Annotated in this window: 16 protein-coding genes; 8 read left to right on the top strand and 8 right to left on the bottom strand. The window is 71.8% G+C overall.

Annotation, left to right across the window (positions count from 1 at the left end):
* The first annotated feature begins 19 nt into the window (after positions 1-19).
* A complete protein-coding gene (locus RWH45_RS07270) occupies positions 20-1,060 on the top strand; it encodes a zinc-dependent alcohol dehydrogenase family protein (protein WP_315994207.1) in 1,041 nt (346 codons plus the stop codon).
* A gap of 248 nt (positions 1,061-1,308) precedes the next feature.
* Here RWH45_RS07270 and RWH45_RS07265 read toward each other — a convergent pair whose 3' ends face one another.
* The 5 genes from RWH45_RS07265 to RWH45_RS07245 form a co-directional block, all read right to left on the bottom strand.
* Positions 1,309-1,728, bottom strand: coding sequence for an amino acid transporter (locus RWH45_RS07265; protein ID WP_315994206.1), 420 nt, complete (start codon positions 1,726-1,728; stop codon positions 1,309-1,311).
* The gene (locus tag RWH45_RS07260) at positions 1,725-2,357 is read right to left on the bottom strand and encodes an acyl-CoA synthetase (protein ID WP_315994205.1); all 633 of its coding nucleotides are present in this window, start codon (positions 2,355-2,357) and stop codon (positions 1,725-1,727) included. Before RWH45_RS07260 ends, RWH45_RS07265 begins: the two co-directional genes overlap by 4 nt.
* Before the next feature lie 94 nt (positions 2,358-2,451).
* Positions 2,452-3,510: a WxL protein peptidoglycan domain-containing protein gene (locus RWH45_RS07255; protein WP_315994204.1), complete on the bottom strand. Its 1,059-nt coding sequence runs from the start codon at positions 3,508-3,510 to the stop codon at positions 2,452-2,454.
* 59 nt (positions 3,511-3,569) lie between these two features.
* A complete protein-coding gene (locus tag RWH45_RS07250; protein ID WP_315994203.1) occupies positions 3,570-5,561 on the bottom strand; it encodes a purple acid phosphatase family protein in 1,992 nt (663 codons plus the stop codon).
* A 119-nt stretch (positions 5,562-5,680) separates the two neighbouring features.
* Positions 5,681-6,892 carry a HupE/UreJ family protein gene (locus tag RWH45_RS07245; RefSeq protein WP_315994202.1) on the bottom strand — a complete coding sequence of 404 codons (1,212 nt, stop codon included), beginning with the start codon at positions 6,890-6,892 and terminating at the stop codon, positions 5,681-5,683.
* A gap of 124 nt (positions 6,893-7,016) precedes the next feature.
* On the opposite strand from RWH45_RS07245, the gene RWH45_RS07240 reads away from it, so the two are divergent.
* Positions 7,017-7,670, top strand: a complete 654-nt coding sequence (locus RWH45_RS07240) for a type 1 periplasmic-binding domain-containing protein (RefSeq protein WP_315994201.1) — start codon at positions 7,017-7,019, stop codon at positions 7,668-7,670.
* A gap of 164 nt (positions 7,671-7,834) precedes the next feature.
* Here RWH45_RS07240 and RWH45_RS07235 read toward each other — a convergent pair whose 3' ends face one another.
* Positions 7,835-8,152 (bottom strand): LPXTG cell wall anchor domain-containing protein, encoded by a 318-nt coding sequence (locus tag RWH45_RS07235; protein ID WP_315994200.1) that lies wholly within the window; start codon positions 8,150-8,152, stop codon positions 7,835-7,837.
* Between the two features lie 208 nt (positions 8,153-8,360).
* Between RWH45_RS07235 and RWH45_RS07230 the strand changes: the two genes are divergently transcribed.
* The 4 genes from RWH45_RS07230 to RWH45_RS07215 all read left to right on the top strand — a co-directional run bounded on the left by RWH45_RS07230 (position 8,361) and on the right by RWH45_RS07215 (position 13,872).
* Positions 8,361-9,293, top strand: a complete 933-nt coding sequence (locus RWH45_RS07230; protein WP_315994199.1) for a pyruvate, water dikinase regulatory protein — start codon at positions 8,361-8,363, stop codon at positions 9,291-9,293.
* The gene (ppsA, locus tag RWH45_RS07225) at positions 9,290-11,707 is read left to right on the top strand and encodes a phosphoenolpyruvate synthase (protein WP_315994198.1); all 2,418 of its coding nucleotides are present in this window, start codon (positions 9,290-9,292) and stop codon (positions 11,705-11,707) included. The genes RWH45_RS07230 and ppsA overlap by 4 nt, the downstream gene beginning before the upstream one ends.
* Positions 11,708-11,821: 114 nt before the next feature.
* Positions 11,822-12,541, top strand: a complete 720-nt coding sequence (locus RWH45_RS07220; RefSeq protein WP_315994197.1) for an ABC transporter ATP-binding protein — start codon at positions 11,822-11,824, stop codon at positions 12,539-12,541.
* Entirely contained in the window at positions 12,538-13,872 is a 1,335-nt protein-coding gene (locus tag RWH45_RS07215) for an FtsX-like permease family protein (protein WP_315994196.1), read from the top strand. Before RWH45_RS07220 ends, RWH45_RS07215 begins: the two co-directional genes overlap by 4 nt.
* Before the next feature lie 92 nt (positions 13,873-13,964).
* On the opposite strand, the gene RWH45_RS07210 is transcribed toward RWH45_RS07215, so the two are convergent.
* A complete protein-coding gene (locus RWH45_RS07210; protein ID WP_315994195.1) occupies positions 13,965-16,109 on the bottom strand; it encodes an MMPL family transporter in 2,145 nt (714 codons plus the stop codon).
* Between the two features lie 81 nt (positions 16,110-16,190).
* On the opposite strand from RWH45_RS07210, the gene RWH45_RS07205 reads away from it, so the two are divergent.
* Both RWH45_RS07205 and RWH45_RS07200 read left to right on the top strand, forming a co-directional pair.
* Complete coding sequence (locus RWH45_RS07205) at positions 16,191-16,712, top strand: MarR family winged helix-turn-helix transcriptional regulator (protein ID WP_315994194.1); 522 nt, start codon at positions 16,191-16,193, stop codon at positions 16,710-16,712.
* Between the two features lie 259 nt (positions 16,713-16,971).
* Complete coding sequence (locus RWH45_RS07200) at positions 16,972-17,379, top strand: NUDIX hydrolase (RefSeq protein ID WP_315994193.1); 408 nt, start codon at positions 16,972-16,974, stop codon at positions 17,377-17,379.
* A 66-nt stretch (positions 17,380-17,445) separates the two neighbouring features.
* On the opposite strand, the gene RWH45_RS07195 is transcribed toward RWH45_RS07200, so the two are convergent.
* The gene (locus RWH45_RS07195) at positions 17,446-18,933 is read right to left on the bottom strand and encodes an SDR family NAD(P)-dependent oxidoreductase (RefSeq protein ID WP_315994192.1); all 1,488 of its coding nucleotides are present in this window, start codon (positions 18,931-18,933) and stop codon (positions 17,446-17,448) included.
* Between the last annotated feature and the right edge of the window lie 153 nt (positions 18,934-19,086).

Genomic DNA, 19,086 nt, shown 5'->3' with positions numbered 1-19,086 from the left:
GCTTGAGAAGATGGATGCCATGCGCGCGATGATCATGGACGCCCTGGCCGAACCCCTCGAGGTGCGCGAGGTGGCCGCGCCGTCGGCCCCCGCCGGGGGCGTGGTGGTCGAGGTGCACGCGACCGGTCTGTGCAAGAGCGACTGGCACGCCTGGGTGGGTCATGACGACGTCACCCTCCCCCACGTGCCGGGACACGAGCTGGCCGGCGTCATCGTGGAGGTGGGCGAGGGCGTTCAGCGCTGGAGCATCGGCGATCGCGTGACGGTGCCGTTCGTCATGGGCTGCGGCGCGTGCGAGTGGTGCCTCGGCGGGAACGCGCAGGTGTGCCCCGACCAGCAGCAGCCGGGCTTCACGCAGTGGGGCAGCTTCGCCGAGCGCGTGGTGCTGCGCGCCGCCGACACCAACGTGGTGCGCATTCCCGACGGCGTCTCGTTCGAGGCGGCGGCGGCCCTCGGATGCCGCTTCGCCACCGCCTATCGCGCCCTCACCGGCCGCGCCCGCGTGCAGGCGGGCGAGTGGGTCACGGTCGTCGGTGCCGGCGGGGTGGGGCTGAGCGCCGTGATGATCGGCGTCGCCCTGGGTGCGCGCGTGATCGTCGTCGACCGCACGCCCGCCGCGCTCGACGCCGCCCGCCGGCTCGGCGCGGAGCACACGCTCACCGCGGGAGACACCGACATCGCCGCGGCGGTGCACGAGATCACCGGCGGGGGCAGTCACGTGTCGGTCGACGCCGTGGGCAGCGCCCAGACCGCGCGCGACGCGGTGCTGAGCCTCCGACGCCGCGGCCGACACGTGCAGATCGGCCTGCTGCCCACCGACGACGGAATGACCGCCATGCCGATGGCCCGCGCGATCGCGTGGGAGCTCGACCTGCTCGGCAGCCACGGCATGGCCGCGGTCGACTACCCCGAGATGCTCTCGCTCATCGACAGCGGCGCCCTGCGTCCTCAGGAGCTCATCGAGCGCGTGATCGGCCTCGGCGAGGCGGCGACGCTGCTACCGGGGATGGATGCCGCCTCCCCGGCCGGCATGACGATGATCGACCCGCGGCGCGCCTGAGCGCGGCGAGACACCCCGGGACCTGACATCCATGTCCCACTTATGGCCGGTGGACGCCGCTCGAACCCACCACGAGTGGGACACGCACCGCCAGAAGTGGGACGAGGATGCGAGGGGGCAGCGACGTGCCCGCCGAGCGCAGCGGCGTCGCAGCGGCGTCGCAGCGCCCACGCGCTGAGACGGCCCCGGCGGCAGCGCGATGAGACGGCGCCGCGTCAGCGCGAATGCCCGGGGGCGCCGCGAGAGCGTCAGGCGCGCGGAGCGGCGCCGTCGTCGTCGGGACGCGGGGGAACCGCACCCTCCGACCGTGTGGCACTGCCGGGCGCGGCGCCCTCGGCCCGCGTGGCCGGACGCTCGGCGGAGGCGCCCGGGGTGGCATCAGGAGCGTCCTTGGGGAGGAGCAGCGGTCGGTCCACCGTCGCGGTGACCTTCGACGGGTCGACGGCGAGCAGCATGAGCGCGACGCTCACGAGCACGATGATGAAGGTCGCTCCGGCCGCCACGAGGGCCACGATGAGAGCCCGCTGGATCTGGTCGGCGGGGCGCGTCTGGAAGAACCCCATCGACATGAGCGTGACGAAGCCGGCGAAGAGGGCGGCGACGAAGGCCAGTCCGAGCAGCTGGACGGGCTTCATGAGGTCTTTGCGGGTGGTGGGCTTGTCGGTCATGACGCGGCCTCCTCGGAGGGTACGGCCGGAACGGGCTCGGTGCGGCGGGGCGAGAAGCCCGCGATCGCGAGGAACACGGCGACGACCGCCGCGTATCCACCGAAGAGGCCCACGGCGATGGTGATCCCGGTGAGGGTGAACGACCCCGCGCCGGTGATGCTGTAGTCGAGCGCGTACTGCATCGGGGTGAGCAGCAGGACGGCTCCCAGGACGATGCCCAGGATGCCGATGAGCATGCCGTCGCGCACGCCGGCGGTGCGGCCCGCCGACCGGTCGCGGAGCGCGCCGACGAGCTCGATGACGCCCGACACGATCGCCCACGTGATGACCACGCCGAAGAACATGCCGGTGGTGCGCCACACCCCGACGCTCGCGACGAGACCCGCGGCGAACGACACGGCCGCGAGCGTCACCGGGACGGCGCGCTGCCCGGCCGGGAAGACGAGCCACGCCGACAGCGCCAGCGTGAGTCCGGTCGCCAGCACGAAGCCGCTGAAGACGCTCAATCCGAGCACAGCGGAGTGGTCCGACGAGAACGTGATCATCGCGGCCGCGAGGGCGGCGAAGAGGGCGCGCGCGAGCTGCAGATGGCGCAGGTCGAAGGCGCGTTCAGCAGGAGGAGTGGTCACGGAGGGTTCCCGACGGGCGAAAGACGTTGGTATCCAGTCTATTCCTCGGGGGCTGAGCGGCCTCCGTGTGCGCCGACGTCGAGATATCGACCGCTCACCCCGCGTGCGACAGGGCGTCGTCCTTCTCGGCCAGCGAGCGTGCGACGGCCTCGGCGACACGGGCGTCCTCGGCCTCCTGGCGGCGCCGACGACGCGCGCGCAGCCAGCGCGGCGCGAAGACCGCCGCCAGCACGACCAGCGCCAGCAGGACGAGCAGAGGCCAGGGCACGGCCACGCCGACCGCGGAGGCCTCGACGGGATCGAGGGCGGTGATCGAGCCCGACGCGTCGGTGACCGTGGGCGTCGCCGTCACCGAGGCCCACAGCAGGCCCATGGCCGCCACGCCGGCCACGCGGACGTCGCGCGGCCACGTCTCCCCGGGCAGGATCACCGGGGCTGCGGCATCCGGTGCCGCCTCGATGCGTCCGAGGTCGAAGGGCCCCGCGACGGCGTCGCCGTCGTCGGCGGTGAGCGACACGTTGCCGGTGTTGTGCAAGCCGTAGTGCACCGTGGCGTCGCCGAACAGGAACGGGACGACGCCGCCGTCCCAGTCCACGCGCACGTCGTCGACCGAGAGCGCGGGCACGAGGTCGCCGCCCACCCGGATGCCGGCACGGATGCCGAGACGACGGTCGACGTTGACGTTCGCGGACTGGTCGGTCACGGTCAGCGAGGTCACGACGCCGCCGGCGTAGTCGCCCGGGGTCGCGTCGGCGGGCACGTCGACGGTGAAGGGCACCTCGACGGTCTGTCCGGCGGGCACGGTCACGTGCCGTTGGGGGACGACGATCCACTTGCCCACCCCGGTGGGCTGCTCCGCGGCGAGCCGGAGATCGACCGCTCCCGTCGACGTGGTGTAGCCGTCGGCGGCGTAGACGTCGAGCTCGACCGCTTCGGTGCCGCGATTGGCGACCACGAGACCGTCGTCGAGGTGCGCGCCGGGGTTGAGCGCGTACGAGAAGTTCGTGCGATCGGCGCCCAGGGTGTTCGAGGCGGTGCGCACGGTCCAGCTGACGTCGTCGGTCGCGGCCGAGGCGGGAGACGCCCCGAGCAGCGCGGACGCGGTCGTCAGCGCTGCGAGGGTCAGGGCGAGCAGACGGGGGGACAGGTTCATGAGGGTCCTTCGGGAGAGGCCGGCGGGGAGGAGTGCTCCCCGCCGGCCCGGATCGCTGGTCAGCCGGCCAGCGCGGTGAGGGTCAGGGTTGCGCGGTAGCTTCCCTTGTCGATGGTGTTCGGGATCTTCAGGTCGAGGTCGGCGCCCACGACGCCGGCGCCGCGGTCGTGACCCATCGGCGCGGAGCTGAGCACCTGCGAGGTCGACAGGCCGGCACCGCCGTCGTAGCCCGAGCCGACGGCCGCACCCGCGACCGCGCCCGCACCCGGGGTGACGACCTTCGGCGTCCATCCGAGGTACGTGCCCTGGAAGGTCTTGTCGCCGTCGACGAAGTCACCCACGGACGCCGAGACCGACCACGCGGCCCTGCTCGCGCGGGTGTCGGTGACGGAGATCGGATTGATCTGACCGGTCGCCTCGAAGTACTGGAGGTTCTTCTCCTCGGCGGTGCCGAGGTCGACCAGTCCGTTGTGCCCGTTGATCGTCCAGCCGAACTCGCCGGGGGCGCCCGAGGGCACGTCGACCTGGATGTCCTGACCGTCGCCGTGGTTGGGGTGGATGGTCACCTCGTCCTGGATCGACCCCACGGCCTCGGCCGGCTTGGTGCCGTTCTCAGGACCGCACCACAGCACCTTGTTCAGCTCCACGGCCGCGTTCGGGGCCGAGCAGTCGCCGGAGCGGATGTTCTGCACGACGAGCTGGTCCTTCTTGACCTGGACCTTGACGTAGGTGCGGACGTGCTCCTGGTTCTGCACGGAGTTGTACCAGTAGTTCGCCGGGTTCAGCGGGTCGGCGCCGTTCCCGGCTCCGCTCGTGCCGCTGCTGTCGGGAGCGGTGATGTCGTAGTACTTCGATCCGGATGCCGAGTTCGCGGTGACGTAGACGACACCGCCGGGGCCCTCGAAGACCTCGTCCTGACCGGGCTTCTCGTCGGCGTTCGCCTTCGCACCGTTCTTGATCTCGTACGAGCGCGAGTAGCTGTGGTCATGACCCTGGAGCACGAGGTCGACGCCGAGCTTGGAGAAGGTGGTCGGGAAGTCCACGCGGCGCACCTTGTTGTCGGCATCCTTCGCGTGATCGGCCGGCGAGTAGATCGCGTGGTGGTAGACGAGCACGGTGTACTTCGCCTCGGCGCCGTGCTTGTTCACGACGTCGGTGACGTACGCCACGTGCGCGTCGTCGCCGCCGCCGCCCTGGGAGGTGGCGTAGCTGTTGCTGTTGAGGTCGATGAACAGCGTGTCCTTGTAGATGAACCAGTAGTCGCCGCCCGACTCGGTGCCGATGCTCGCGGCTCCCTTGCGGTAGTACGCGCCGGTGCGGTCGGTGTTGGGCGTGTAGAGGTGCTGCTCGTAGGCCTTGCCGCCCACGTCGTGGTTTCCGATCGTCGCGACCCACGGGATCTGTCGCAGCTGGTCGGGTGCGAGGAACGCGCTCCACTGGTCCTCGCGGTTGGCGGCGTCGACCTGGTCGCCGCCCGAGACGAGCATCTCGGCCTTCGGGTTGGCGTTGACGGCGACGTTCATCGTGTCCTGCCAGCCCGCTTGGTCCTTCGCGATGTCGCCCGACGAGCCGATCTGCGGGTCGCCGAAGAACAGGAAGTCGTAGTCCCCGTCGAACGACTGCGTCGAGAAGGCGGCGGTCGGCGACCAGTTGCCGTCCGAGCCGACACGGTACGAATACGCGGTGTTCTCGGCGAGACCCGTGATCGTCGCGTGGCGGTTGTAGCCGCCGCTGCCGGCGATGTTGGCGGTACCGGATGCCGAGAAGGTCGTGGCCGACGCCGGGAACCGGCCGTTCACCAGCGACGAGGTCGGCGCGACCTGCACCGACTGCGCGGTGTCGGCCGAGGAGTACCAGGTGACGATGCGCTGCGCTTCGTCGGCCCCGACGCCCAGGATGACGCCGGAGAGCGTCGCCGTGGTGTCGGCGAGGGCGGCCGGTGCCGTCGTCGCGCCCGAGAGCACGAGCGAGACGCCGACGGCGGCCGTTGCGATCCACGCGGCGCGGCGACGCGTGCGCGTCCCGTGCGACGTCGATGCGGAAAGGAGCATGATGATCCGTTTCTCTCTGTGGGGACCCGCGATCGGGCGGGTGCTCCCACGCTCCGCCCGCTCGGTGACGAGCGCGTGAATGGCGGACGCAGCACAGCCATCGAGTCGAGCAACGCCCATCACTCGACGCCGAGGATGCGTTGGACGAACCACACGAGACCGGCGACGGTGACGACCACCGCGAGAAGGCCGCTCGCCCACATCCCGACGCGGGGGAACCGCCGGCGCAGCAGCACGAGCACCGGGAAGACGACGACGATGAGGCCGATCTGCACCGCCTCGATGCCGATGTTGAACACCAGCAGCGACCACAGCAGCGTCCACGACCACGGTTCGTCGATCCCGAGCGCCGACGCGAAGCCGAGTCCGTGCACGAGTCCGAACAGGAAGACCACGCCGACGCGCAGCCACCCCGCGCGATCGAGACGCAGGAAGCCGTGGGCGCGCGACAGATCCTGATCGACCTCACCCCGGCGCCAGAGGCGCCAGAGGTACCAGGCGCCGACCACCGCGATCGACAGGGCGATCGTGGGCTCCACGATCGCAGGAGGAGCGGCGACGACGCCCGTCGCCGCGAGGATGAACGTGACCGAGTGCGCCACGGTGAAGGTGGTCGCGGCGACGACCACCTCGCGCAGACGTCGTGACCCGACGATGAGCGCGAGCAGGAACAGGATGTGGTCGATCCCCGTCAGCAGATGCTCGGCGCCGAGGCGGAAGAACTCCCAGAAGCGCTCGAGCGGCGACTGCGCCGTCGAGAACGACGGATGCTCGGCATCCAGCACCGTGCTGCCCTCGTGCAGGTCGAGCGCGTAGGTGAGGATCGTCTTCGTGTCGGTGACGAAGCCCTCGTCGTCGGGGAAGAGCGACGAGACGACCTCGTGCCCGTTCTCGGACGGCGGGCAGGCGTAGTCGACCTCGAGCAGGGCGTAGGGCACGCCTTCCTGCTGCGTCATGGCGATGTCGTCGGCAATGGTCGGGGTGCACGCCGCCGCTCCGGCGACGCGGAACCTCCCGGCCACGTACGACGACACGTCATCGCGGTGCGCCTGGAGGGCCGCGACCTGCGCGTCGGCATCCCGGGCGTCGAAGGCGTCGGTCCCGGCCCGGAACAGGGCGTCGTCCTTCGCGGCATCGGCCGCGGACACGACGAGCAGGTCGTACTCGACCTGCAGCTGGGCGTGCACGACGCCCGGTCCGCCGCTCGACAGGTCGGCGTAGACCACCGACCGGATGCCGTGCGCCGATGCCGGAGCAGCGACGGCGAGGAGGGCGACGGCGGTCGCTGCGACGAACAGGGGGCGGAGCACGCGGCGGATCGTTTCTGACATGGGGTCCCTTCCGTCGCCGAGGGTGTCCCGCCGGCGTGAACGGTCGGACGCGGCGGGGCGAACGGAAAGGGAACGTGCGCCCGGTGTTCGCCCGCGGGTCACCCGCGTCGCGCAGGGTGTCACCGTGAAGCGAAGGATGACGGCCGCGGCGGCGCTCGTGCTGCTGGCGATGCTGACCGGCTGCAGCTCGGAGCCCGGGTGGAGCGAGATGCGAGCGGCACCCGCGCCGATCGGCACTCCCGCGGAGGGCTTCTTCCCCCTCACCCCTCCGGCGCCCGAATCGACGCTGAACCCCGAGCCCGGGTCGTGGGACGGCGTGCGCGCGCCCGCGGGGTACCGCGTCGTTCTGCTGACCGTCGGCGACGACGCCCCCACCGCCGTCCTGGTCGACGCGGTGAGGGAGTGGGCCGACGAGACCCGTGCCGACCTGGAGATCGTGCACGCCGACGACGACATGATCGACGGGGCGGTGGCGGCCATGCGGATGAACCCCGATCTCATCATCAGCGCGGGCGACGCCCTGGTCGACCCGCTGGCCACGGTGACGGCGAACCATCTCGACCGGCAGTTCCTCATCGTCGGCGCGGAGCTCGCCGAACCCACCGAGAACGTCACCGCGGCCGACTGGACCGGAGCCGCGTATCGCGGAGAAGGCCTGGGCACGGCGGCGGCCTACGATCCCGCGTCGTTCACCCCGGAGCGCGCGGCCGCGGCGGTGCGCGCCGGGGTGGCGTCGGTGCTCACGGGTCAGCGCGGCATCGTGCTCTGGATGCAGTGACGGCCCGGGCGCTCCCCCGCAGGAGACGCGGGTCGGGCGCGAGGCGCGGGCGCGGCTAGGGCGCGAGGCAGCAGCGCTAGGCGAGGGCGCGAGGCGGCGGCGCGACGCCCGGGGGCGAGGCCCCGGCGCGAGGCTCGGGCGGCGCGCAGCTCCCGCTCGACACCTCAGCGCGCGCGACGACGCGAACGGGAGATCAGGATGCCGGCGGCCAGCGCCCCGGAGCCGATGACGGCCGCGGCGGCGAGACCCGCGGCATCCCATCCGGTCGCGGGAAGGGACCCGTCGGGCGTCGCGGAAGGCGACGGGCGCCCGGGAGGAGGCGAGGTCGGCGCATCGGTCGGCCCGCCCGTCGGTGTCGCGCGGGCGGCGTCGGGGACCTCGACGACGATGATCTGGGATTCTCCCGGCGCACCGCCCTCGGGGGCCGGGGTGGGCGCGCCGGCGCCGGCGAGGGTCAGCGCGATCGCGAACGTGACGACCATGATGGTGTCCTTTCCGTCTGTCACGGTGGCGGGTCGACGTGGACGCCGGTCCCTTCCCGACCGACCGGCCGGAGAACGCCGGGCGAAAAGGGTTCCAGGCCGAAAGGTGGTCAGACCACAACCGGTCCCTTAGCGCAGCAGCAAGAAAGCGTCTTCTTTCGTTCATAACGGTCGCAAAGATGCGCGCGGACGCCCCTAGCGTCATCGCATGGTCCCCCCTTTCGACGCCACGGCCGCGCCCTCCGCCGCGATGACGCCACCCGCGACTTCACCCGGCGAGCGCGCCGAGCCCGGCCTCGTCGCCGGCACGCGCGCGGTGTTCTTCGTGTCGGACAGCACGGGTATCACCGCCGAGACGCTCGGCAGCGCCCTGCTCGCGAACTTCCCGGGGGCGCGCTTCGAGAGGCACACCATCCCCTTCCTCGGCAGCGTCACCGCCGTCGACGCGGTCGTCGCGCGGCTCGACCGTTCCGCGGCCCAGGGGACGGGCGATGCGCCGATCGTCTTCGCGACGGTGAAGGATGCCGGCATCCGGGGACGTCTCGCCGACGCGGGCGCCGTGGTCATCGACCTGCTGGCCGGACACCTCACCGAGCTCGAGGCGGAGCTCGGTGCGACCGCCGAGACCCGCGCGGGGCAGTATCACGGCCTGGGAGATCTGGAGCAGTACTTCCGCCGCATGCGGGCCGTGGAGTTCGCGATCGAGCACGACGACGGACAGAGCGGGCGCGACCTCGCGAGCGCCGACGTGATCATCGTCGCCCCCTCGCGGTGCGGGAAGACCCCCACCACGATGTACCTCGCCCTGCACTACGGGCTGCTCGTGGCGAACTACCCGCTCACCGACGACGACTTCCCGACCGACGGGCTGCCCCGCATCGTCGCGCCTCACGCCGAGCGCTGCTTCGGGCTGACCACGACCGCCCTGCGCCTCAGCCAGGTGCGGCACGAACGCCGCCCGCACTCGACCTACGCCAGCCTCGCCCAGTGCACCCTCGAGATCCGCCGGGCCGAAGACCTCTACCGCCGCACCCACATCCCGTTCCTCAGCTCCGCGACCCGGAGCGTCGAGGAGATGTCCGCCGTGATCCTGCAGTCCATGAACCTGCGGGACCGACCCCGAGAAAGGCCCACCCCATGACCAACATCCTGCGCTTCGACGAGATCGGCATGAGCGACCTCGCCCAGGTCGGCGGCAAGAACGCCTCGCTCGGCGAGATGGTGTCGCACCTGGCATCCGCCGGCATCCGTGTTCCCCCGGGGTTCGCGACCACCTCCGACGCCTTCGCACGGTTCCTCGCGGAGGGCGGGCTCGACGCCCGCATCCGCGCCGCCGTCGAGGGCATTGACGTCGACGATGTAGCAGCCCTCGCCCAACTCGGCGCCCGCGTGCGCGCGTGGATCGAGGAGCAGCCCTTCCCCGACGACCTCGACGCCGACATCCGCGCCGCCTACGCCGCCCTCGTCGCGAACGAGACCGACCCGGATGCCGTGACCTGGGCGGTCCGCTCCAGCGCCACCGCGGAGGATCTGCCCGACGCGTCGTTCGCGGGGCAGCAGGAGACCTTCCTCAACATCGGCGGGATCGAGAACATCCTCCAGGCGATCCGCCAGGTCTTCGCCTCGCTCTACAACGACCGCGCGATCGCGTACCGCGCACACCACGGCTTCGACCACCACGAGGTCGCCCTCTCGGCCGGGGTGCAGCGCATGGTGCGCTCCGATGTCGGCGCCTCGGGCGTGATGTTCACCCTCGACACCGAGTCGGGCTTCGACGACGCGGTCTTCGTGACCAGCTCCTACGGCCTCGGCGAAGCGGTCGTGCAGGGCGCGGTGAACCCCGACGAGTTCTACGTCTACAAGCCGGGCCTGGCCGCCGGTCGCCCCGCGATCCTCAAGCGCAGCGTGGGGGAGAAGGCGATCGCGATGCGGTACTCCGACGGACAGCACGTCGACGGCAGCACGGCCTTCGTCGAGGTGGATGCCGATGACCGCACGTGCTTCTCGATCACCGACGCGGAGGTCGAGGAGCTCGGCCGCATCGCCCTCGTCATCGAGGAGCACTACGGCCGCCCGATGGACATCGAGTGGGGCAAGGACGGAATCGACGGACAGGTGTACGTGCTGCAGGCCCGACCGGAGACTGTGGTGTCGCGGCGGTCGGCGAACGTCCTGAGCCGTTTCGTGCTGGCCGAGCGCAGCGCGGTGCTCGTCGAGGGTCGCGCGATCGGCCAGCGCATCGGCGCAGGCCGCGTGCGTGTGCTCAGCTCGATCGATCAGATGGCCGACTTCGCGCACGGCGACGTGCTCGTGGCCGACATGACCGACCCGGACTGGGAGCCGATCATGAAGCGCGCCTCGGCGATCGTCACCGACCGCGGCGGACGCACCTGCCACGCGGCGATCATCGCGCGTGAGCTCGGCATCCCCGCCGTCGTCGGCACGGGCGTCGCCACGCACGCACTGACGGACGGCCAGGAGGTCACCGTCTCGTGCGCCGAGGGCGACGACGGCCTCGTGTACGACGGCATCCTGGACTTCGCCGAGGAGCAGACCGAGCTCGACCGGATGCCGGCCGCCCCCGTGAAGATGATGATGAACGTCGGCACCCCCGACCAGGCCTTCGCGTTCTCGCGGCTGCCGCACGCGGGCGTCGGGCTCGCGCGGCTCGAGTTCATCATCAACCGTCAGATCGGCATCCACCCGCGGGCGCTGCTCGAGCTCGACCGCCTCGACGGGGCCCTCGCCGACGAGATCCGCGCGCGCATCGCTGCCTACCCCTCGCCCGAGGAGTACTTCATCCGGCGGGTCGCCGAGGGCGTCTCGATGATCGCCGCGGCCTTCGCTCCCGAGCCCGTGATCGTGCGTCTGTCGGACTTCAAGTCGAACGAGTACGCCAACCTGCTCGGCGGCACGCTGTACGAACCCGACGAGGAGAACCCCATGCTCGGCTACCGCGGGGCGGCGCGGTACGTCTCGCCGGAGTTCCGGGCGTGCTTCGACATGGAGTGCGAGGCGCTGCGAAGCGTGCGCGACGAGATGGGCCTGACCAACGTGCAGATCATGGTGCCCTTCGTCCGCACGGTCGGCGAAGCGAAGGCCGTCGTCGACCTCCTCGCGCAGAACGGTCTGCGCCGCGGCGAGAACGGCCTGAAGGTCGTCATGATGTGCGAGCTGCCGGCCAACGCGATCCTCGCGGAGCGCTTCCTCGAGCACTTCGACGGCTTCTCGATCGGCTCGAACGACATGACCCAGCTGACCCTGGGCCTCGACCGCGACTCGGCGCTCATGGCATCCGCCTTCGACGAGCGCGACCCGGCGGTGCTGCACCTGCTGGGACTGGCGATCGACGCGTGTCGGCGGCAGGGCAAGTACGTCGGCATCTGCGGGCAGGGACCGAGCGACCATCCCGACTTCGCGCAGTGGCTCGTGGCACGCGGCATCCAGTCGCTGTCGCTGAACCCCGACACGGTCGTTGAGACGTGGCTCGCCCTCGCGGCGAACGAGCGGCCCAAGGCCGAGATCCTGGCGCAGGCGCACCTGTCGCGGTTGTGAGGGAGGCGGGCCGGGGCGCGTGGGGCGTCCCGGCCCGGGGAATCGTCCGCTCGGACGACGGGGATACCTCCCCCGGCCGACGACGCGCGGGGCGCCGCTCGCTGTGATGGAGGTATGACTTCTTCTGCTGTGCTCACCGCCCACGGGCTCGTCAAGAGCTACGGAGACCTGCGTGCCCTCGACGACGTCTCGCTGACCATCCACGCCGGTGAGTCCGTCGCCGTGATGGGTCCGTCGGGATCGGGCAAGACGACGCTGTTGCACTGTCTCGCGGCGGTCATCGCCCCCGACTCCGGCTCGATCGTGCTGTCCACCCCCGGCGCGGCTTCGCGCGAGCTGGTCGGGCTGTCCGAGGGCGAGCGCGCCCGCGTGCGCCGCGAGGCCCTGGGCTTCGTGTTCCAGCAGCACCTGCTGCTGCCCGAACTGACCGCGGTCGAGAACGCGGCCCTGCCGCTGCTGCTGGCGGGCTCGAAACGACAGGATGCCGAACGACACGCCGCCGTGTGGCTGGCCGCGCTCGGACTGGCCGGGCTCGAGGAGCGCCGTATCGGCCAGCTGTCGGGCGGTCAGGCGCAGCGCGTCGCGATCGCCCGCGCCCAGGTGACGGGAGCGCCGGTCGTCTTCGCCGACGAACCGACCGGGGCTCTCGACTCGGCGACCTCGGCCGAGGTTCTCGACGCCCTGCTGCACGCCACGACGGGTCAGGGGCGCACGCTCGTCGTCGTCACGCACGACGCCGACGTCGCCCGCCGGTGCTCGCGCACGGTGCGGGTGAGCGACGGGCGCGTCGTCAGCGACACCGGCGCGGTCGCGTCGGCCGGGGGCGCGCGATGAGCGTCGTCCTGCCCCTGGCGCGGCAGCTCACGCGTCCCGCGCGGCAGGGTCGAGCCGCCGTCGCGCTGCCGATCGTCGCGTTCGCCGTCACGACCGCACTGCTGCTCGTGGTCGCCGGAGGAGCGCGGATGTTCCTCGTCGACCCGCGCACCGCGGACGGGAACGGCCTCTACGGCATCCTCGCGGTGCTCGCCCTGCTGCTGCTCGCCGTCCCGCTCGTCACGCTCGGCGCCGCGGCCGCCCGCCTCACGAGCCGGCGCCGCAACGATCGCCTCGCGACCCTGCGGCTGCTGGGCGCGAGCACGCGCGAGCTGTGGGCGCTCACCGTGCTCGAGGCGACGGCCGTGGCCGCCGTCGGCGCCGTCGCCGGGGTCGCGATCTATGCGGCGCTCCTTCCGCTCGTGGGGCTCCTGCCGTTCTTCGGCGCTCCCGTCGGCGTCGCCGCCGTGGCGATCGACCCACTGCTCGGCCTCGGTGTGCTTGGCGGTGTCATCGTGGTCGGCGCGGCGAGCGCTGCCGCGAGCCTGCGCCGGGTCGCCGTCACCCCGCTCGGGGTGCGGACCCGCAGCGCCGCTCCCCCGTCGCGCACGGCCGCCCTGGTGGTCGGTGGGGTGCTGATCGTCGCCGTCGTGCTGCTGGTGTCGAACTTCTCGGTCGTCGCGCAGCTGCTCGGCCCGGCCGTGGGGATCGCCCTGCTGCTGGGCGTCTTCGCGGGCGCGCTCGCCCTGCTCAATCTCATCGGCGCGCCGATCGTCGCCGCGCGGGGCCGATCGCTGGCGCGTCGCGCGCGCACCGCGTCCGAGCTCATCGCGGGGCGGGAGCTCGCCGCGCACACGGGCCCGGCCTGGCGGCGCGTGTCGGGGATGGCCATCGTCGCCTTCATCGCGGTCGTGGCCGGGTGCGGACTGTCGATCGTCGACGTCGCGGGCGACGCCGGACCGACGACGCTGATGACCGACATCCGCACGGGAGTGCTGGTCACGCTCGGCATCGCGTTCCTCCTGCTCGCCTGCGCCGTGGGGGTGACGCAGGCGGCGTCGGTGCTCGAGGAGCGCGAGCTGATCGTCGGGCTCGATCGTCTCGGCATCCCGGATGCCGAGCTGCGGCGCGCACGTCGACTCACGGTCATGGTGCCGTTGAGGTGGGCCGCGGGAGGCGGTGCCGCGCTCGGGCTGATGATGGCGTTCCCGATCGTGGGGATCAGCCTGATCGTCGCGCCCCTGTCGGTGCTGACCATCGTCGCGACCTTCGCCGGCGGCTTCGCGCTGGTGCGCGCGGCGCTGGCCTCGACCCGGCCGATCGTCGACGGCATCCGCCGCGAGACGGTCTGAGCCCGAAGACCCCCGCCCGCCGCACACGCGAGCGGGCGGGCGAGGCCGCGGACCGGGAGGGTATGTTGGGGGCTCCTCCCGGCCCGCGGGTCTCATCGAACGCCGACGCCCTTCCGGCGTTCGGCGCGGGTCACGGGTGCGGCGATCTTCTCGGGCGCGTCTGTGGTCTGCGCGGCCGCGGCTTCGGCGTCCGTCACCTTCGGCTTGCGGGGCCACCAGAACCGGTCGCCGGCGATGAACGCCATGGCCGGCACGATGACCGTGCGCACGAGCAGCGTGTCGATCAGCACGCCGATGCAGACGATGATGCCGATCTGCGTGAGAGTGATGAGCGGCAGCACGCCCAGCACCGCGAACACCGCGGCGAGCAGGATGCCGGCGCTCGTGATCACCGCGCCGGTCGCGGCGAGCGCGCGGATCATGCCCTGCGTGGTGCCGAGCGTGCGGCTCTCCTCCTGCGCGCGGGTGACGAGGAAGATGCTGTAGTCGACGCCGAGGGCGACCAGGAACAGGAAGCTGAACAGCAGCACGTTCGTGTCGATCGCGGGGAAGCCGAACAGCGGCGTCTGGAACAGCCACCACGCCGCCCCTACAGCCGAGAAGAAGCTCGCGACGACGGCGAGGAGCAGCAGGATCGGCGCCAGGAGGGCGCGCAGCAGGATCACCAGCACGATGAAGACAAGCACGAGGATCAGCGGGATGATCAGGTCTTGATCGCGCTGCTGGGCTCCGGCGACATCGAGGGCCTGGGCGTCGAGCCCGCCGACGAGCGCCTCGCCGGAGCCGACCGTGTCGAGGTCGGCGCGCAGTCGTTCGATGGTCGCGAAGGCCTCGGGGGTCTCGGCCGACGACGAGAGCGTGACGTCGACGCGGGCCCAGTCGCCGTTCTCCTCGGCGAGGCGGGCGGAGTCGACGCCCTCGATCCCGCTCGCCGCCGCCACGACCGCGTCGGCGTCGGCGACGGGCGCGACCACGGTCGCCGGGGAGGTGGCGCCGGCCGAGAACGCCTCCGCGAGCACCTCCTGACCCGTCACGGCGTCGGGCTTCTGCAGGAACCGGTCGTTCTGCGACAGACCCGTCTGTACGAAGAACAGGCCGCTCGCAAGCGCACCGAGCACGACCGCCCCGCTCAGCGCGACCACGACCGGGCGACGCGAGACCCCGCGACCGAGCTTCCCCCACGGGCTGCGCGAGATGGCATCCGGCGAGCCGAAGCGCGGGACGTAGGGCCAGAACAACCAGCGACCGAACAGCACGAGGGCGGCCGGCAGCACGAGCAGGGCGAACGCCATCGCCACGATGACGCCGACCGCGCACGCCAGTCCGAGCGCGCGGTTGCCCGACAGCTCGCCGAGCAGCAGCGTTGCGAGGGCCAGCGCCACGGTGGAACCGCTGGCGATGATCGCCGGGCCGGCGCCGCGGACGGCGCGACGCATGGCCTCGCGCCGGTCTTCGGCTGATCGCAGCTCGTCACGGTAGCGGGCGATGAGCAGAAGGGCGTAGTTGGTGCCCGCGCCGAACACGAGCACCGACAGGATGCCGGTGATCGACGCGTCGAGCTGCACCCCCACCGCGGCCGCGACGCGGCGCGCGACGATACCGGCCGACGCGTCGGCGGTGCCGATGACGATGAGCGGAACGAGCCAGAGCCACGGGCTGCGGTAGGTGATGAGCAGCAGCACGGCGACGACGATGACGGTGGTCAGCAGGAGGGTGAAGTCGGCGCCGTCGAACACGGCGGCGATGTCGACCTCGAAGCCCTCGGGGCCGGTGAGGTACGTGCGCACCCCGTCGAGGCCGTCGGCGGCGAGCGTGCGGATCTCAGCGGCGCGCTCGGCCTGGGCCTCGACGTCGGCCTCGGGAGCGAGGGGCACGACCAGCAGGGCGACGGTGCCGTCTTCCGACACCTGCGGCGGCGGGATGAAACCCTCGGGCGTCAGGTCGACGAGGTCTCCGAACGCCTTCTGCTGGATGGCGGCGACCGTCTCGGCGGGGAGAGCCTCGCCGTCGTCGGAGGCGAACACGACCAGCGCCGAGGTGGTGTCGGCGTCGGGGAAGGTGTCGAGCACCTTCTGCACCTGCACGGACTCGGCCGTGTCGGGCAGACCCGTGGCCGGAGCCGTGTCGCTCGTCGCGCCCGAGCCGAGGGCGAACAGCGCCGCGACGCCCGCGAACGCCACGACGAGCACGATCCACGACGTGCGGGCCGAGGTGAGGAAACGGAGGAAGCCGGTCATGGGAGGCCTTCGCTAGATTTTGGAGTATCTCGATTATCGAGATACGAGAAAGGTAGCCCAATCACGCGTAGAGTGCCAGTCATGGAAGAGCCGAACCCTTCCTCCCCACCCCCCGTCGTCGGCGGCGTCGCCGTGCCGCCCACGCGGCGCCCGACCGCGCTCGTGCGCGACCTCTTCACCGCCGGATCGCTCTTCGAGAAAGCGCTGCAGCGTGAACTCGCCGTCAATCCGACGGGCCTGGATGCCATGGGCCACCTCGTCATGTCGGGCCCCCTCTCTCCAGGGGAGCTCTCGCGACGCCTCGACCTCACGACGGCCGCCACCACCGCCGCGATCGACCGCCTCGTCGATCTCGGACACGTCACGCGCACCCCGCATCCCACCGACCGCCGGAGCGTCCTCGTGGTGCCCACCGACACCTCGATGGCCCGCGCGATGGGGCACCTGATGCCGATGATCGCGAGCGTCGACGCCGTGCTCGACGAGTTCAGCGACGAGGAGCAGGACGTCATCACCCGCTACCTCGAGCGCGTGATCGCCTCGTACGGCATCCCCGACGACGGAGCGATCCCGTCGATGGCGGTCCCGCGCTCGACGCACTGACCCGAGCCGCGCGCCTCCCGCCGCCGCGCGCCCGCGCGTTGGGGTCGCCGCCCGCCGCGCGTGCGTCGCCGCCCGCCGCGGGCGCTTCTGCCGCACCGGCAACGAGCCCCAACATCCCGCCGAGTGTCCACGACACCCGGACGGGATTCTCCGGCGTCCGGGTTTCGTGGACACTCGCTGCGCCCGCGCGGCCGCGGCCGCGCCGGTTCGACGCCCGGCCCCACCGAGGAACCCCCGGCGCGACTGCTACCGTGCGGGAGTGCTTCCGGATGCTTCCGCCCCACGCCGTATCCGCGTCTCGGCCGCGGTGATCACCGACGCCGACGGGCGCCTGCTCGTCGTGCGCAAGGCCGGCACGACCGCGTTCATGCAGCCCGGCGGCAAGCCCGAGCCGGGCGAGAACCCGGCCGAGACGCTCGCGCGCGAGCTCGCCGAGGAGATCGGCGTGCGCGTCGCCCCCGACGCCCTCGAGCCGCTCGGGGAGTTCAGCGCCTCCGCGGCCAACGAGCCCGGCTTCGAGGTGGTCGCCGACGTGTTCCGCGTCGACATCGGCTCCCAGCAGCCGACCCCGGATGCCGAGATCGCCGAGCTCCGCTGGGTCACCGCCGCGACGGCATCCGGGATCGAGATCGCCCCGCTCGCGCGGGAGTACTTCCTGCCGGCCTGACGCCCCGGGCGTACCGGTCCCGTCGACAGGCCCAGGGTCCTCACGCCGCGGCGATCGCCCGGCGACTCACCAGCTGCTCTTGCGGTAGTCCTTCAAGAAGATGCCGAACAGGTCTTCGCCGGCCTCGCCGCGCACGATCGGGTCGTACACGCGCGCCGCGCCGTCGACGAGGTCGAGCGGGGCGTGGAAGCCCTCCTCCGCCAGGCGCACCTTGGTGAAGTGCGGGCGCTCGTCGGTGATCCAGCCGGTGTCGACCGCGGTCATCAGGATGCGGTCGTTCTCGAACATCTCGCGGGCGCTCGTACGCGTGAGCATGTTCAACGCGGCCTTGGCCATGTTCGTGTGCGGGTGGCCGGGGCCCTTGTAGCCGCGACCGAACACGCCCTCCATCGCCGAGACGTTGACGATGTACTTCCGGTCGAACGTGGATGCCGCCATCGCGGGCCGCAGGCGACTGACCAGCAGGAACGGCGCGGTCATGTTCGCCAGCTGCACCTCGAGCATCTCGAGGGGCTCGACCTGGTCGACGTGCTGCGTCCAGCTGTTGATGCGGTCCTCGTCGGGGATGAGGCCGCCCGCGTCGATCGCCGTCCCGGTCATCAGCCGCTCGAGCGACGACGAGCCCGCCGCCATCGCCTCGGCGGTCAGCTCGTCGGCCGTGCGGGCGGCAGACGCGAGGATCGGGTGCGCCGACACCGACTGCGCGAGCGCGAGCGGGTGGGCGTCGTTCGTGTGGCCGAAGGTGACGAGCTCGGGCAGCGGTCCGTCGGGGAGCGGTGCCAGTTCGGCATCCACCAGGGGTTTGTAGGCTCCCGGCGAGCGCCGCACGGTTTGCGCTGCGTTGTTGATGAGGATGTCGAGCGGACCATCGGACGCCACCGACTCGGCGAGCCCGATCACCTGCGCCGGGTCGCGCAGGTCGATGCCGACCACCTTGAGGCGGTGCAGCCAGTCCGCGCTGTCGGGCAGCGACGAGAACCGGCGCACCGCATCACGCGGGAAGCGCGTGGTGATGGTCGTGTGCGCGCCGTCGCGCAGCAGGCGCAGGGCGATGTACATTCCGATCTTGGCGCGACCGCCGGTCAGCAGGGCCCGGCGCCCGGTGAGGTCGGTGCGGGCGTCGCGCTTCTCGTGGCTCATCGACGCGCAGTCGGGGCAGAGCTGGTGATAGAACGCGTCGACGAGGGTGTAGTCCTCTTTGCAGATGTAGCAGGCGCGCGCCTTGATCAGCTCGCCCGCGAACGGCATCTCGGTGCGGGCCTGCAGCGGGATGCCACGGGTCTCGTCGTCGATGCGATCGGGAGCGCCGGTGGCGGTGGCGGCCACGACCGCGCGGTCGGCGTCGGCGATGCGCTGGCGCTTCTCCTTGCGCGACTGCCGCTTGACGTCCTTGTAGAGCTTGCCGGTCTGACGGCGCAGGGCGATGTAGGCGGGGTCGTCGTGGTCGAGCGAGGAGGCGGCGTCGATGACGCGCAGCGCGATCTCGAGCTCGTACGGGTCGATGGCGGTCGACCGCGCGGCATCGCGGTCGGGGTTCAGCAGTGTTTCGGGCACGGGGCAGTGTATCGAGGCCTTGCTGAACGACAGGTGGGCCCGGGCGTGTCGCGGGCCGGGCGCTGCGGGCCCGCGCGCGACCCCGCGCCTCGCGAGAACAGGCGATCGTGCGAGGACAGAACGGTCCGGCCCCGTTCCACCGCGATCCCCTGT

This window comes from Microbacterium galbum, assembly GCF_032464915.1.
Classification (GTDB): domain Bacteria; phylum Actinomycetota; class Actinomycetes; order Actinomycetales; family Microbacteriaceae; genus Microbacterium; species Microbacterium galbum.
This window is presented reverse-complemented; position numbering and strand designations above follow the sequence as displayed.

Coding starts and splice junctions, on each gene's coding strand:
- RWH45_RS07270 (WP_315994207.1), top strand. CDS start 20: ATGCGCGCGATGATCATGGACGCCCTGGCCGAACCCCTCGAGGTGCGC.
- RWH45_RS07265 (WP_315994206.1), bottom strand. CDS start 1,728: ATGACCGACAAGCCCACCACCCGCAAAGACCTCATGAAGCCCGTCCAG.
- RWH45_RS07255 (WP_315994204.1), bottom strand. CDS start 3,510: ATGAACCTGTCCCCCCGTCTGCTCGCCCTGACCCTCGCAGCGCTGACG.
- RWH45_RS07250 (WP_315994203.1), bottom strand. CDS start 5,561: ATGCTCCTTTCCGCATCGACGTCGCACGGGACGCGCACGCGTCGCCGC.
- RWH45_RS07245 (WP_315994202.1), bottom strand. CDS start 6,892: ATGTCAGAAACGATCCGCCGCGTGCTCCGCCCCCTGTTCGTCGCAGCG.
- RWH45_RS07235 (WP_315994200.1), bottom strand. CDS start 8,152: ATGGTCGTCACGTTCGCGATCGCGCTGACCCTCGCCGGCGCCGGCGCG.
- RWH45_RS07230 (WP_315994199.1), top strand. CDS start 8,361: ATGGTCCCCCCTTTCGACGCCACGGCCGCGCCCTCCGCCGCGATGACG.
- ppsA (WP_315994198.1), top strand. CDS start 9,290: ATGACCAACATCCTGCGCTTCGACGAGATCGGCATGAGCGACCTCGCC.
- RWH45_RS07220 (WP_315994197.1), top strand. CDS start 11,822: ATGACTTCTTCTGCTGTGCTCACCGCCCACGGGCTCGTCAAGAGCTAC.
- RWH45_RS07215 (WP_315994196.1), top strand. CDS start 12,538: ATGAGCGTCGTCCTGCCCCTGGCGCGGCAGCTCACGCGTCCCGCGCGG.
- RWH45_RS07210 (WP_315994195.1), bottom strand. CDS start 16,109: ATGACCGGCTTCCTCCGTTTCCTCACCTCGGCCCGCACGTCGTGGATC.
- RWH45_RS07205 (WP_315994194.1), top strand. CDS start 16,191: ATGGAAGAGCCGAACCCTTCCTCCCCACCCCCCGTCGTCGGCGGCGTC.